Annotated in this window: 12 protein-coding genes; 5 read left to right on the top strand and 7 right to left on the bottom strand. The window is 61.3% G+C overall.

Annotated features, from left to right (window positions below):
- Window positions 1–74: 74 nt before the first annotated feature.
- From aroD to D7X94_RS05355, 5 genes are all read left to right on the top strand, one after another.
- Window positions 75–827, top strand: a complete 753-nt coding sequence (gene aroD / locus D7X94_RS05375; protein WP_158590904.1) for a type I 3-dehydroquinate dehydratase — start codon at window positions 75–77, stop codon at window positions 825–827.
- Window positions 824–2,836 (top strand): AAA family ATPase, encoded by a 2,013-nt coding sequence (locus D7X94_RS05370; protein WP_120426699.1) that lies wholly within the window; start codon window positions 824–826, stop codon window positions 2,834–2,836. Before aroD ends, D7X94_RS05370 begins: the two co-directional genes overlap by 4 nt.
- A gap of 309 nt (window positions 2,837–3,145) precedes the next feature.
- Complete coding sequence (locus D7X94_RS05365; RefSeq protein ID WP_120426698.1) at window positions 3,146–4,120, top strand: ABC transporter substrate-binding protein; 975 nt, start codon at window positions 3,146–3,148, stop codon at window positions 4,118–4,120.
- On the top strand, window positions 4,083–5,108 hold the full coding sequence (locus D7X94_RS05360) for a FecCD family ABC transporter permease (RefSeq protein ID WP_120426697.1): 1,026 nt from the start codon (window positions 4,083–4,085) through the stop codon (window positions 5,106–5,108). The genes D7X94_RS05365 and D7X94_RS05360 overlap by 38 nt, the downstream gene beginning before the upstream one ends.
- Window positions 5,101–5,862 carry an ABC transporter ATP-binding protein gene (locus D7X94_RS05355; RefSeq protein ID WP_120426696.1) on the top strand — a complete coding sequence of 254 codons (762 nt, stop codon included), beginning with the start codon at window positions 5,101–5,103 and terminating at the stop codon, window positions 5,860–5,862. Before D7X94_RS05360 ends, D7X94_RS05355 begins: the two co-directional genes overlap by 8 nt.
- Window positions 5,863–6,697: 835 nt before the next feature.
- Here D7X94_RS05355 and tsaA read toward each other — a convergent pair.
- The 7 genes from tsaA to D7X94_RS05320 form a co-directional block, all read right to left on the bottom strand.
- Window positions 6,698–7,384, bottom strand: a complete 687-nt coding sequence (tsaA, locus tag D7X94_RS05350) for a tRNA (N6-threonylcarbamoyladenosine(37)-N6)-methyltransferase TrmO (protein WP_120426695.1) — start codon at window positions 7,382–7,384, stop codon at window positions 6,698–6,700.
- A gap of 2 nt (window positions 7,385–7,386) precedes the next feature.
- A complete protein-coding gene (locus tag D7X94_RS05345) occupies window positions 7,387–8,862 on the bottom strand; it encodes an alginate O-acetyltransferase AlgX-related protein (RefSeq protein ID WP_120426694.1) in 1,476 nt (491 codons plus the stop codon).
- 8 nt (window positions 8,863–8,870) lie between these two features.
- Complete coding sequence (locus tag D7X94_RS05340) at window positions 8,871–10,271, bottom strand: MBOAT family O-acyltransferase (RefSeq protein WP_120426693.1); 1,401 nt, start codon at window positions 10,269–10,271, stop codon at window positions 8,871–8,873.
- 3 nt (window positions 10,272–10,274) lie between these two features.
- Window positions 10,275–10,841 carry a hypothetical protein gene (locus D7X94_RS05335; protein ID WP_120426692.1) on the bottom strand — a complete coding sequence of 189 codons (567 nt, stop codon included), beginning with the start codon at window positions 10,839–10,841 and terminating at the stop codon, window positions 10,275–10,277.
- Between the two features lie 15 nt (window positions 10,842–10,856).
- The gene (locus D7X94_RS05330; protein WP_120426691.1) at window positions 10,857–12,422 is read right to left on the bottom strand and encodes an S-layer homology domain-containing protein; all 1,566 of its coding nucleotides are present in this window, start codon (window positions 12,420–12,422) and stop codon (window positions 10,857–10,859) included.
- A gap of 89 nt (window positions 12,423–12,511) precedes the next feature.
- Window positions 12,512–12,862 (bottom strand): sigma-70 family RNA polymerase sigma factor, encoded by a 351-nt coding sequence (locus tag D7X94_RS05325; RefSeq protein ID WP_120426690.1) that lies wholly within the window; start codon window positions 12,860–12,862, stop codon window positions 12,512–12,514.
- Window positions 12,863–12,869: 7 nt separating this feature from the next.
- A complete protein-coding gene (locus D7X94_RS05320) occupies window positions 12,870–14,555 on the bottom strand; it encodes a recombinase family protein (RefSeq protein ID WP_120426689.1) in 1,686 nt (561 codons plus the stop codon).
- Between the last annotated feature and the right edge of the window lie 61 nt (window positions 14,556–14,616).

Genomic DNA, 14,616 nt, shown 5'->3' with positions numbered 1-14,616 from the left:
AAAGGCCGCAGGGATTTGGGGGCGGCGCCCCCAAGGTCTTTTCTTCATTCTCAAAAGAAATCGGGGCGATTCATTTGCGTACCATTCATCTGGCGGGTCTGGCCTTTGGGGCGGGCCTGCCCAAAATCTGCGTTCCCCTCACCGCCGGGGACCTCCCCGGCCTTGAGAGGGAGTTGGCCGCTGCCGCCGCCCTTCCTGCGGACCTCTTCGAGTGGCGGCTGGACTGCTTCCAGGGCGACCCGGCCTCCGGGCTGGCCCTTCTCAGGGAGAAAGCCCGCCTGCCCCTTCTGGCCACCCTGCGCACAAAGGGCCAGGGGGGCGCGGCAGACCCCTCCCCTCAAAAATATGAGGCTCAATTGCTGGACCTGCTGGGTCAGGGGGGCTTCCAGCTCCTGGACATTGAGTTCTCCTGGGGCCGGGAGACGGTCTCCCGGTTGATCCGGGCCGCCCACGAGAAGGGCGTGGGGGTCATCGTCTCCCACCATGATTTTCAGAAAACCCCGGACGCGGCCCCCATGGTGGAGCTTCTCCGGGAGATGAAGTCCCTGGGCGCGGACCTGCCCAAGCTGGCGGTGACGCCTCGTTTCCCAGGAGACGTGCTGGCCTTGATGGAGGCAACTCTGGAGACCAGCGAAACCCTGGGGCCCGTCATCACCATGAGTATGGGGGCGCTGGGGCGTCTGAGCCGGGTCAGCGGGGGCCTCACCGGCTCCTGCATGACCTTCGGGGCCGGGGCCAGCGCCTCCGCGCCGGGACAGATCCCCGCCGCCCGGCTTTCGGAGTTGCTGGAGGAATTCACCCCACAGGAGGAAGGAGAGCGCCTATGAAAAACGATATCGATTCCCTGCTGAACTCCATGTTCCGGGACGGCAGGCTGAACGTGAAGAGCCCCGCCGCCAAGGAGGCGGAAGAGGCTGTAGAAGCAGTTCAGAACGCTCAGCAGGGGTTGGCGGAGTCCTTGCAGGAGAGCATCGAGCGCATGACTCGGGAGGCCCAGGCCGACATGGCGGACCTGCAGCGCCACTTGCAAGGGGATGGGATCACCCAGGAGACCGCCAGCAACGGCGGCAATGCCCAGGACCTGGACGCCGCTTTCCAGCAGGCCCGCCAAGAAGTGCTGGTGCAGGTGTTGGGCCAGGAGGAGTTCGTGAACGGGCTGATCCTGGCCTTTAAGCGGCCTTTTGTGGCGGGGGCCTCTGTGGAAGCCCCCCTGTGTCGGGCGGCCCTTCTGGGGAAACCGGGCACCGGGCGGCGCAGCGCGGTGAAGGCGGTCACCGAGTCCTTGGGCAGGCAGGGGGTGCTGAAAAGCCCCAAGACCACGGAGATCGACCTTTCGGCCTACGCCGCCCCGGGCTCGGAGAAGCTCTTCGCCCAGGACCTGTACACCGCCCTGAAAAGCGGGGCCTCGTCCATCCTCTTCCAGGGCTATGCCAAGTGCCACCCCTCGGTGCTGCCCATGGCGGCGGCGCTGTTTACCACGGGCAGCGTGCCCCTGCCGGGCCGCTACGCGGAGCAGAAGGGACTGCTGGTGGAGGTGGGCACGGCCCTGGCCCCCGGCGCGGTGTCCCGGCTGTCCGCCGGTGGGAAATACCTGTTCCTCCTGGCCGGGGAGGATTCCTCCCGGCTGGCGGGGGCCTTCGGGGGCAATTTCGTGGCCGGGCTGGACGACGTGCTCCGCACCGGGGACTTCTCGCCGGAGAGCCTGGAACAGATCGCCCGGTACCGCCTGGAGGACCTGTGCCGCCGGGGGGAGAAGCAGCTGGGCTTCCAGCTGGACTTTGAGGAGGAGGCGGTCCGGGTCTTGGCCGGGGCCTATACCAAGGAGGAGGGGGCGGCGGCCATCGTGGGCAAGGCCCAGGCCCTCTACAAGGCCATGAGCGAGGAAAAGCTACGCAAATCCCTGCGCCCGCAGCTGAAAGCCCAGGTGCGGGCGGAAGGCGGGGCGCTGACCGTCTCCTACCAGGGGGAGAACATCTCCGGCGTCATCGCCCTGCGTGCCCCGGAGGAGGAGGCCCAGGCGAGGGAGCTCCAGGCCATCAAGGAGGAGCTGGCGGGGATCGTGGGCCTTGGCAGCGTGAAGGAGCACATCCTGTCCCTGGAGGACAATTTCAAGATCCAGCAGCTCCGCCGCCAGCGGGGACTGAAGGCCGAGCTGCCCTCCATGCACATGATCTTCACGGGGAACCCCGGTACCGGCAAGACCACCGTGGCCCGGATCGTATCCCGGTATCTGAAGGCCATCGGGGCCCTCACCGGGGGCCAGCTGGTGGAGGTGAGCCGGGCGGATCTGGTGGGCCAGTACGTGGGCCACACCGCGCCCCTGACCCAAAAGGCCATCCAGTCCGCCATGGGGGGCGTGCTGTTCATCGACGAGGCCTACTCCCTGTACCGGGGCCGGGACGACAGCTTTGGCCTGGAGGCCATCGACGCCCTGGTGAAGGGCATGGAGGACCACCGGGACAAGCTGGTGGTGATTCTGGCGGGGTACTCCCGGGAGATGGAGGAGTTTCTCTCGGCCAACTCCGGCCTGCGGTCCCGGTTCCCCAATATCATCGAGTTCCCGGACTACACCCCAGAGGAGCTTCTGGAGATTACCAAAAGCATTGTGGCGGGCATGGGCTACCGGCTGGACCCCGCCTGCGAGGCCCCTCTGCTGGAGGAGTACCGCCGGGCCCAGCTTCTGGGAGACCCCCGGGTGAACGGCAACGGCCGCATGGCCCGGAACAAGGCGGAGGCCGCTGTGATCGCCTGCTCCCGGCGGAACATGAAGGCCCCGGACGCGGAACGGGACCTGGAGCTTCTGCTGCCGGAGGACTTTCAGGGCGCGCCTGCCTGAGACCTTGGGGTTTCACCCCAAACCCCACAAACTTTTTGAAAAGAAGTTTAAGACGTTACCTTCGGTAAGTCTCAAAAACTTTTACGGTTGTTCGGTTAGCTCGTCAAAACATTGAAAACGTTCATGACGAACGAAGTGAGGAGTGACATTCGCGGTCCAAGACTTGGCTTCGCCAAGTCTCAGGCGTCTAGGCCCCTGGCAGGGTGTGGGGTGAGCGTCTGCCAGTGGCAGACAAGCTGCGAACCGACCGAGCCGGCAGGCGAGACCAGCGTCCCACGGTCTTGACCTTGATCTTAGAAAGGAGCTGCCATGAGATACAGAAAGACTTTGATGGGCGTCCTGCTCTGTGCCTGCGCCCTGCTGAGCGCCTGCGGGACCGCCGTCCCAGATGAGGGCGCGCCAGCCTCCGGGGCGGCCCCGGCGGGCTCTGCCCGCCCCCAAAAAACACAAACTACCATCACCGACACCAACGGCGACACCGTCCAGCTGCCGGATGCCCCCCGGGTGGCCTGTCTCTACGGCTCGTACTGCGAGGCCTGGCTGCTGGCCGGGGGCCAGCTCTGCGGGGTCACGGAGGACGCCGTGGAGGAGCGGGCCCTGGACGTGGGCGAGGCCAAAGTCGTGGGCACCGTGAAGGAGCCCAACGCCGAGGAGATCATCGCTCTGGAGCCGGATCTGGTGATCCTTTCCCTGGACATCGCCGCTCAGCAGGATATGTTGGACGTGCTGAAAAACGCCGGTCTCCCCTGCCTGAGCTACCGGGTGGACACCTTCGGGGACTACGCCGCCATGATGGAGCAGTTCTGCGGGGCCACCGGACGGCCCGACCTCTACGAGGAGCACGTGACACGGGTGGAACAGCAGATCGCCGGCGCTCGGGAGACCTATGCCTTCGGGGAGGACGGGCCCTCCGTGCTGCTGATCCGGGCCTTCGCCACCGGTATCAAGGCCAAGACCGACGACGAGCTGGCCGGGGCCATCCTTAAGGACCTGGGCTGTCAAAACATCGCGGATGAGCACCCCTCCATGCTGGAGGATCTGAGCCTGGAGGAGGCCATCGCTGCGGACCCGGACTTCATCTTCGTCACCACCATGGGGGACGAGGCCAAGGCTCTCGGGTACCTGGACTCCCTCATCGACGGGAACCCCGCCTGGTCCGGCCTCACCGCCGTGAAGGAGGGCCGATACGTGGTGCTGCCCAAGGACCTGTTCCACTACAAGCCCAACAACCGCTGGGGGGATAGCTATGAGTATCTGGGGAAAATCCTCCAGGGGGAGGACTGACGGGGTCTGGCTGACCGCTCTGGGGGGCTTTGCCCTGGTGTGCGCCCTCTCCGGGCTGGCGGCCGGGTCCTCCCGGCTGGACCTCTGGGAGGCTCTCCGGGAGCTTCTGGCCGGGGAGGCCCTGTCCCCTGGGGCCCGGATCCTCCTCTATGTGCGCTGGCCCAGGGTGTGCGCCTCTTTGCTCTCCGGGGCTGCCCTGGCCGTCAGCGGCATGGTGATCCAGGCGGTGCTGGGCAATCCCCTGGCCTCCCCCAATGTGATCGGGGCCAACGCGGGAGCCGGGTTCTTCACCTTTCTCGCCATGGCCCTCTTCCCCGGCGTGCCGGGAGCTGCTCCCGCCGGGGCCTTTGCCGGGGCCCTCCTGGCCACGCTGGTGGTCTGCGCCGTGGCGGCGGGGGCGGGCTCGGGCAAGCTGGGGATCATCCTGGCCGGGGTGGCCGTGAGCAGCATCTTCACTGCCGGGATCAACACGGTCAAGACCTTCTTCCCCGAGACTCTGTATAACGGCAGCGCCTTTCTGATCGGGGGCTTTTCCGGAGTCTCCATCCGAGACTTCACCCCTGCCTGGGGGGTGATCCTGCTGGCTCTGGGAGCCGCGTTTCTCCTGGGAGGACAAGCGGACCTGCTCTGCCTGGGGGAGGATGCCGCCCGCACTCTGGGCATGAACGTGCCCCTGGCCCGCTTCTCCCTGATCGTGCTGGCCTGCGTCCTGGCGGGATGCGCAGTGAGCTTTTCGGGGCTGCTGAGCTTTGTGGGCCTGCTGGCCCCCCATATGGTGCGCAGGCTTCTGGGGGAGGCCAGAACCAGCCATCGGCTTCTGCTGCCTGCGGCGGCGCTGCTGGGGGCGGGCTTCGTCACTCTCTGTGATCTTTTGAGCCGGGTGCTCTTCGCGCCTTATGAGATCCCGGTGGGGATTCTGCTGAGCTTTGTGGGGGGCCCCTTCTTCTTGCTGCTAATTCTGCGACAAAGGGGGCGGGACGGTGACTGATCCTGCGATCGTGTTTCACAGGATTTCCGGGGGTTATCCCAGCCGGGAGGTGCTCCGCCAGGTGAGCTTTGCCGTGCCTCGGGGAAAGATCACAGCCTTGATTGGCCCCAATGGCTGTGGAAAAACGACCCTTCTGAAAACCGCCTGCGGTTTACTCCGCCCTGCAAGCGGAGAGGTGCTGGTGTGCGGTAAGGGAGTGAGAAGCTACAGCCGGCGGGAGTTGGCCAGGATTCTGGCGGTGCTGCCTCAGACTCGGGAAACGCCCAGCCTCACGGTAGAACGGCTGGCGGCATACGGCCGGTATCCCCACATGGGATGGGGAAAAAGCCTGAGCCGGGAGGACCGGCGGCTGGTGGACGCGGCTCTGGAAGAAGCTGGAGCTTCCTCCCTGCGCCACAGGGAGCTGAAAGCCCTTTCCGGAGGAGAGCGGCAGCGGGCATATATCGCCATGGCTCTGGCCCAGGACAGCGAAGCGCTTCTTCTGGACGAGCCCACAACGTATCTGGATATCGGCCAAAAGGTCCAGGTAATGGAGCTGATCCGGGCCCTGAATGCTCGGGGAAAGACTGTGCTGGCGGTGCTCCACGACCTGGATCTGGCCTTTGGGTATTGCGACCGTGTGGCGGTGCTGGAAAAAGGGGAGCTACGGGCCTTCGGTGCGCCGGAAGAGGCGGCGGAGGCTGCGGCAAAGGCGTTCGGCGTAAAATTTCAGAGGCTATGGTTGGACGACCGGGAGCGGTATCTGTTTTATTGAAAAGTGTGCTTTTAAGACTGTGGGGTTGTCTCGGCTGCCGCTTCGGTCGGTCCGCGGCGTTGTCTGCAATACTTGGCTTTGCCAAGTATCCGGCAGAACGCTCACCCCCAAACCCCTGCCACCTTTGAGAAAGGTAAGACTTCGCAGAGCGAAGTCTACGAAACATTTTACCCTGCTTCCTCACTTCGTTCGTCGTGAACGTTTTGTGGAACAAGATTGACCGGTCCAGCTGGTCAAAACTTGGCAAAGCCAAGTTTACAGCTGGCGAGGAGTTTGAGGGGTGAGCGTCCGCCGGGGGCGGACAGGCCGTGAACCGACCGAGCCGGCAGGCGAGACTCGCGCAGCCCTCAAGGTCTTGTCCTTGACCTTAACACCTGAGAAGCGCAATTTTTGCGGGTGGTGAATAATAGGTTAACACTCGCTGCGCTCGGTTAACTATCCGAGTTTTGCTCAGGAAAACGGAAAGATAAACCGAGCTGCGCGAGTGTTTATCTTTTTGACACTACCGCGAAACCCAGCCTGCTCCTCCCACCACCTGGCTTGGTGCGGTGTGCCCCGCTCGCATTTTGCGGCCTGCCGCAAAATGGCCGTGGGCAAACGGGTAAATCCCGTTTGCCCGGCGGTTCGTCCGAAGGACGAACCCGAGCGGGGGTGGATGCGGAGAGAGCCAGCTCTGTGCGCATGAAATCAGCCGAAATGCCCGCCCAAACTTGTGCTCCTTGCCGTGCCGTCGTGCTCGAAGCCCCCGTCAAAAAATACACAGCATAAGGCCGGCAAGAATTTTACCTTGGCCAGCGGAATGCGAAACCGCCAGCCAGGGTAAAATTCTGCTCTTTCAGGGGTCCTTCCGCGCCTCCACGGACACTACGTGGAGCACGCTGTCCTCTACTGTAAACCGTACCTGTATCCCCCCAAAGCCCATTCCGTAGACCCGCTTGGGATCGCTGTGGTAATGGGGGCGGGGGTCTGCGGCCAAGACTTGCCGGAGCGCCTCCAGAAGCTCTGGGGGAATGGCCTTCTCCAGAGCTGGGGGAAAGTCCACCTTCAGAGCGGTCCATGGATTCCTGTCGGTGAAGCCGCCGGAGGCCTCCGGATGGCAGTCTGCCTGGGGCAGGTAGGGCTTCACATCCAGGATGGGGGTGCCGTCTACCAGGTCTGCCCCACAGACCAGCAGCCGGGGACCATCTGGTCCTTCCAGTTCCACCTTTTCCAAGGCCACACAGGACAGTCCGATGGGGTTGGGCCGGAAAGGGGAACGGCTGGCGAACACCCCCACCCGCCGGTTGCCGCCCAGCCGGGGCGGGCGTACTGTGGGGGACCACTTTCCCTCCGGCACCTGGGAGAACAGCCAGATCAGCCATAGATGGGAGAACTCCTCTAGCCCCCGGAACGCCTCCCGCACCCGGCACTCCGGCTCAAAGACCACCCAGGCCCGCAGGCTGTCGATGAGTCCGCTCTGCCGGGGCACGCCGAATTTTTCGGGGAACGGGCTGTGAATATGCGCAATGGGCTTCCATTCCATGATCAACCCTCCCCGCTGGGAGCCGGGCCGGGAAACGGTTCTTCCCAATAGGTCATCTGCCATTTTCCCTCCTGTTGAAAGGCCATATAGAGGGTGCCCTCGGGAAGCCGGTCGGTGGGGAGACAGGCAGTGCAGGCAGCCCGAGCACCATCTTCCTGATACAGAGGCAGAGCCTCCCAGGCGGTGACCGAACCTCCGGCAGCGGGCATATGGATCAGATAGACCGGGGAGTCCAAGTCGCAGGGAATGTCCGCGCTGGCAGTGATTCTATTATAGGCCCCGGCTCTCTCTATGGCCAGGGGGGACTCCGCCGGCCAGCGCTCTCCCTGGAACAGCCGCGTATTCCCCCAGGGAGGCTGGAACAGGTCCACCTCCGGCGCGGGGAAAAGGAAAGCGCCTTCTGCCAAGAGAGGCAGATTCCGCTCCACAATCTCTACCACCACATATTCCGTCCCTATGCTTTCCATGCGCTCCAAATTGTAGGGCATGGCCCGGGAGAAGAGGGCGGTGGAAAAGCTCTCTGCCATCAGGCTATGCAGGGCGTTGCCGAAGGAGTCCCGGAACATAAGCAGGGGACCGTTCTCTGAGGCGCTGGCGGTTTCAATGGTCAGATCGTCTACATCCCGAATGGGTCTGGCGTACTGGAAATCCAAGGGCGGATCAAAGGCAAACTCCAGATCCAGCCGGAGAGAGGCAGGATAGAGCATCTCATATAAGTCGCCTAGATGGCTGGGCTGATAGCCTCCCGCCTTGCCAAAGGCGTCCTCAGAGGGAAGCCCCAAGGCCTCCAGCAGGACATCGTGGGCCAGGGCGGCTCCCCGGTTGGTCCAGTGGGAGTCCAGGGCAAAATATAGGGGCTCGCCATTTAGAGAGCGCGATTGCTCTGACCTCCCGCTCATGGTCCGCAAGGGTTCAAACAGGCTGGCATATTGGACGTCCTGTTCCTGGAGCACCTCTGCCAGCGGGGCGGAATACTCCGAGGGGGCGGGGCTGAGCCCATCCGGGAGATATTCTGGGTAAATGGAGGCTTTGTTCGGCGCAACTGTAAACACAAACGCCGCTCCCTGGCTTTGGACGTAGTCCTGAGCCAGCTTCAGGGAACGGGCGATACACCAGGTCTGCCGGGGAGAGAGGGAGTCCGCGCCGGTGTAGTCGTCCAGGGTTTCGGCATAATAGAGCCAGCCCTCTTTCCCCAGGGCCACCAGAGGCTGGGTAGAGCTCCGGAACAGGCCGGCCTTCCAGGCGGAGTCGGCTGTAATCAACTCCCGGCGGAAACCATAGCTGTGGGAGAACCAGTCCGCAGCGTCGGAGAGCAGGTTCAGATTGAGGCTGCCGTCCGGATTGACAAAGCTGGGGGCGCGGACAGCGGTTTCATTGGCGGCGGCAGGGCTGGGGCCGTTGAGGAGAAGCCCCAATCCTGGAATCAGGCAGGCCCCGAAAAAAAGGATCACAAACAGCAGGTGGAATGTTTTTTTCATAGGCTACCTCAAAAGCGGAAATAGATGAAGGGGTTAAACTGAGTAGAGGACAGGTTCAGCACGCACAGCAGGAAAATCCCTATCGCGGCCCCATAGGAGGCAATCCGCAGGACGGAGGCCCCAGCGCTCTCTCCCGAGGCGAAAGCCTTGATCCGGGGCAGCAGGGGCAGGGCGCAGAAGCACGCGGCCACAAGGATGAGAATATTCAGAGGGCTGAGCAGAGCCCGCAATAGCGCGGCACTTTCCAGGGTTACAGGAAGAGTCCCGGCCATGGCGCTGTAAACTGTTCCCGCCACTGGGAGGGAATCCGCCCGGAAGAGCACAAAGCCCAGCAGCACGGCCAGCAAGGTAACAGGCCTCCACAAAATCCGGCGAAGTTTCCCTGGCGGAGGCAGGAGGTCCTCCAGAATAATGAAAAATCCATGCCAGAGACCCCAGAGCACAAAGCTCCAAGAAGCCCCATGCCACAGGCCGGTGCAGAAGAATACCAGGCACTTGTTCAGCTCTGTGCGGAAGCGGCCTTTCCGGTTGCCGCCCAGGGGGATGTAGAGGTAATCCCGAAACCAGGAGGACAGGGAGATATGCCACCGCCGCCAGAACTCCTTGATGGACCCGCTGGCATAGGGATAACGGAAGTTTTCTTCAAATTGGAAGCCAAACATCCGCCCCAGTCCGATGGCCATATCCGAATAACCGGAAAAGTCAAAGTAGATTTGCAGCATATAGCAGAATGCGCCCAGCCAGGCGGAGCGGGCGTCCAGCTGGGCGGGAGATGCCAGAAAAACCAGATCGGCCATCTGCCCCAGTGTGTTCGACAGCAGGAGCTTCTTCCCCAGACCCAGAATAAACCGGCGGATGCCGTCCGCAGTGAGGGCGGGGTACATCTCCCGATGGTCAATCTGCTGGGAAACCTGGTGGTATTTCACAATGGGCCCGGCGATGAGCTGAGGGAAAAACGCGATATATAGGGTGAGCTTCAAAAAGCTGCGGCTCACAAGCGACCGGTCCCGGTAGCAGTCGATGAGATAGGACAGGCCCTGGAAAGTGAAAAAGGAGATCCCAATGGGCAAAGCAATGCCCGGCTGAGGCAAGGAAAGCCCCAGCCGGTTCAACGTATCCACGGCAAAGTCAGCATATTTAAAAACGCAGAGGATCCCAAGATTCAACAGAACGGCTGCGGCCAGTACCGCCTTTTTGTTCAGCCGGGAGCAAAGGAGCACGCCGGAGAGATAGTTTATCCCCACAGAGCCCAGGAGCAGCAGTACATAGACAGGCTCCCCAAAAGCATAAAACACCAGACTCAGGACCGCCAGTAGGGCGTTTTGGGCGGTGCGGTGGGGAATCAGCCGGGAGAGCAAGAAAGTAACGGGAAGAAAGGCGAAAAGAAACGCCGGTGAACTAAATACCATGGATTATCCCACATCCTCCACGCGCTCATAGCCGTTCTCCCGGTAGGTGTAGACAGTAAAGCCGTTGTAGTAGAGCACACCGTCCTCTCCGGGGCCGATGCAGCTGGGGCCGTATTCCGAGCTGTTGGGATAGCCGAGAGCGGCATAGAGGGAGTTTACATCCCCGCCAATATAGTCGGCAGGATTGGCGGCGGGAGGTTCCGGGGTGGGCTCAGGCGTAGGTTCCGGCGCGGGGGTGGGATCATCGTCGCCGGAGGGCTCCACACGGATGTCGTCCGGATCAGGCGTGGGGTAGGAAGGAGCGGCAGGCTCTTCCGTAGGCTCGGGCGTGGGCTCTGGCTTTTCTGTCGGTTCCGCTGTGGGAGACGCGGAAGCTCTTGGCTTGGCGGTACTCCGGGCCTTAGGACTGGCAGAGGCCTTGGGACTGGCAGAGGGGCTTGCAGCAGCACTGGGAGAGGCTGAGGGCCCAGCGCTAGGAGCCAGAGAGGATTGCTCCTCTTCGCCGCTACAGGAAACCAGAAGCAGGGCGAATGTAATCAATGCCAAGAGAACACGAAAGAAATTTTTCATGAGGATATCCTTCCTTTACTTTTTCTGAACTCCCTTTACGGAATAATGCCGTTTGGTAAACTGGCTGTACTGACTCATATACAGATTTTCCTTGGGGAAACGGTTTTGTTGCTGGGGGTCGCAGAAAAGCGTTTCCCCGTCCAGTTTGATTTCTACCCAGCCATGAAGCACATAGCCATAGCCGATGTCCACCTTGCCGGAAATCCCAGTGGCCTGATAGCCCATTTTCCGAGCCAACATGGTGCCTAGACCAGCGTAGCGGTAGCAGTTTCCCTTGCTGTTTTTCAGCATATCCAAAGCCATGGCAGCTTCCCAGCCAGTCTGTCCGTCCTCCGAGCCTTTCCCCAGGTAGCTGCCTGCCCGGTAGGGGAGGGAGGCCACTTTGTTGTGCAGGCGCCGGTAATTGTTATAGTTGCTGTCGCCAGAAACCGTGTTGGCCTTCACGAAAGCGGTAAGCTGGCTGTCCAGGCTGGCATTACCGGTGGTGTAGCGACCGTTATTGTCGAATTTCAGCACGCCGTCTGTAGCGTTGCGTACCCAATGGCCCGCACTGTCCACCTTGTAGAGCTCCCCGCCAATGGAGTGATACCCAGGGGCGCGAGAAGCAGCGGGGACGGTATATGAAAGCCAAGATTCCGCATCCGCATCCTCCGTCATCGGGCTGTGGGGCAGAGCGGCCTCCATGATCTCATAGTAGGCCCAGTGGGTGTATGGCAGATCCAAAAACAGCAGGACCTTGCCATCGGCGTCGATTTTGGCCTTATCCGGGGAGCGTCCCAGAGCCCGGTTGATAATCTTGATGGCCTGGGCCCGGGTGACAGGATCGTCCGGTTTGAATACGCCTCCGGCAAAGCCCTCAATCCATCCCTTATCCGCAGCCTGGGCAATCTGCCGGTAGGCCCAGGGATAGGATTCTGGGTCCACATCGGTAAAGATGGTATCCGCGCTGTCATCAAGAGGGAAAAACCGGGAGAGAATAACTACAAATTCTGCCCGGGAGATATTCTTGCCAGGGCGGAAAGTACCGTCCGCGTAGCCATTCAGGGCTCCGATCTGAGACAGAGCCAGAACCTTCTCCGCAAACCAATCGCTCTCTTTTACATCGGAATAGGCGATCTGGGTTTCCGGGTCAGGGATGGGCTCAGACTCTAGCAGAGAATAGATCATGCTGGCAGCTTCGGCCCGGGTAAGCCGGCCTTCCGGATTGGCCATATCCTTGTTGCCGGTAATATAGGCCGGGTGCTCTGTGGTTTCCAGTCCGGGGGTAATGGGGCTGGGAGCAGGGCTGGGATCCGGTCCCGGCACGGGAGTGGGAGCGGGATCTGGTTCGGGAGTCGCGTCCGGGCCCGGAGTAGGAGAAGGATTCGCGGTGATTCCGGAATCGTCTCCCGGGCTGTCTGAGTCCGCCAGAGAATCGAGCACATCTTCCTCCATAAGGGAAGGGGTCTCTCCCTCGGGGGCAGCGTTCTCAGAGAGATCCGAAGCCACAGGAAGCCCGGAATCCCCCTCCTGAGCAGAGGCATCCAAAGGCAGGGACAGGAAAATTCCCGCGGCCAAAACAGCAGCTAGAAATTTCTTCATACCATCATCACTTTCCTCATTTTTGTGCAACAGGTATCACGAGCATTTTGCATATTTCTGTCATATTATACAGCATTCTACAGGAATAATCAAGTATCCCCGGTTTCAAATTGCACCCGTAATTTTTCCAAAGCGCGTTTTTCAATACGGGACACATAGGAACGGGAGATCCCCAGTTTTCCCGCTACTTCCCGCTGGGCCAGCGGCTTGCGCCCTCCCAGGCCGTAGCGCATGCAGATTACGCTGCGCTCCCTGGGCTCCAGAACAGGAAGATAGTCATAGAGCTTTTCGCTTTTCATACGGATATCAATATCGTCAATCACCGTGTCGTCCACAGCCATGGTATCCATCAGGGTCAGGGCATTGCCATCCTTGTCAGAGTCAATGGGCTCGTTGATGGATACATCCTGAGCGGACTTTTTCCCAGAACGGAAGAACATCAGGATTTCATTTGCTATCCTCACATAAGAGAGTCAAATCTGGGATAGTGGTATAGTCAACATCGCCCTCTGCCCCGAACAGCACCACATGGGCGGCTTCCCCGTCCCAAATCACCTTCTGTACCACGGTGCGGATGGCGGCGCGTTTTTCCTCTATAGACAGCAGGTCTATGGTGGTGCGGAAGCTGGCAAGCATTTGAACGAGTATGTCAAATTCTTCGGCACTCAGCTCATTTTGAGCCGTCAGGCCCTCCAGCTCGGTTATCCGGGCTTGGAGGGTTTCCTGCTGCCCGCTCAGTTCATCTATGCGCTTTGCTACCTGATTTTTGGCTGTAGCACTGTCCAGCCCCGCAAGGGAATCAATCAGCGCGGTGAGCTTGCTTTCAACGTCGGCACACTCCTTGCGTAGACCGGCTAACTGTTCATCATAGCCGGTGCGATCGCCGGAGTAGAAGCTCTTGCTTTTTTCAAGCTGGCTGAGAAATGCCGCTTTGTCCTCAGTAAGCCCCTTGATTTCCTCAATAACAGCGGCGTCAAGCCGGTTGCCGCTGAGGTTTTTCTGGGCGCATTGGCTCCCCTGGCTGTGCTCCTTGCGCTTGCAGATGTAGGTGTAAAGGGGCTGACCGTCCGCACCCAGCCGCTTGGAGGTCTTGGGGTACATCCGGCTGCCGCAGGAGCAGAACAGCAGGCCGGTAAGGAGGGCCTGGTTGCTCCTGGGCTTGCGGTAGGACTTGGAGCGGTTCTGCTCCAGGCTCGCCTGCACCTTCACCCACTCGCGGCCCGGTATCAGCCCCTCATGCTGGCCCACGGTGACAATCCACTCCTTGACCGGCAGGTAGACAGTGGCCCGGCCCTTCTCCTGGTCAGTGCGGTTGTAGGCGAGAATACCGTGGAGGCCGTCAAAGTCGGCGGGAGGAGAGAACAGCTCAGCCTCGTTCTCTGTGAAATATTGGTATGCCTCCTGGTCGGCCAGCAGGTAGACCGGGTTTTGCAGGATATTCTTGACAGCGAACCGGGTGAAGTCCCGGCCCGTCTTGGTCTTGACATTCTGGCGGCGAAGCTCAGCCTCGGTTTTGGAGAGGGAGTCGCTCTCGGCGTAGAGAGCGAAAATTTCCTTGACCAGTCCGGCCTCCTCCGGGATAAGCCGGAGCTTGCAGGCTTTGCGTGCCTTGCCGTCCACCGTGACAGTCTGGACGCTCTCGGAGGCGTAGCCGGTGGGGGTGTTGCCCCCCAGCCAGCGGCCTGTCTTTGCCAGCTCGTGCATGTTGTCCCGGATGCGCTCGGCGATGGTCTCCCGCTCCAGCTGAGAGAACACCGAGGCGATGTACATCATGGCCCGGCCCATGGGGCTGCCGGTGTCGAACTGCTCCCGAATGGAGATGAAGGCCACATTCAAGCGGCTCAGCTCCTCAATGAGCGCCGAGAAGTCGCTGATGTTGCGGCTGATACGGTCAAGGCGGTAGACCACGATGGCGCTGATCTCGTGGTTGCGGGCGGCTTTCAGCATCTGCTGGAAGGCCGGGCGGTTTAGGTTGCCGCCGGAGAAGCCCTCGTCCTCGAAGATTAGGGCGGTGCGGGCGGTTTCCTCGCCGGAGTGCAGTGCGATGTATTCGCGGCAGAGGTCGATCTGGTTGCCGATGCTTTCGCCTTTGCCTGTGAATTTGGATTTGCGGGAGTAGATGGCGGTTGGCATGGTGGGGGCTCCTTCATGATAGGTGTTTTGGTATAGTATAGCATAGAGTAGCGGAGGAGTA

The sequence above is a fragment of the Acutalibacter sp. 1XD8-33 genome, from assembly GCF_003612555.1.
In the GTDB taxonomy this organism is placed as follows: Bacteria; Bacillota; Clostridia; order Oscillospirales; family Acutalibacteraceae; genus Acutalibacter.
This window is presented reverse-complemented; position numbering and strand designations above follow the sequence as displayed.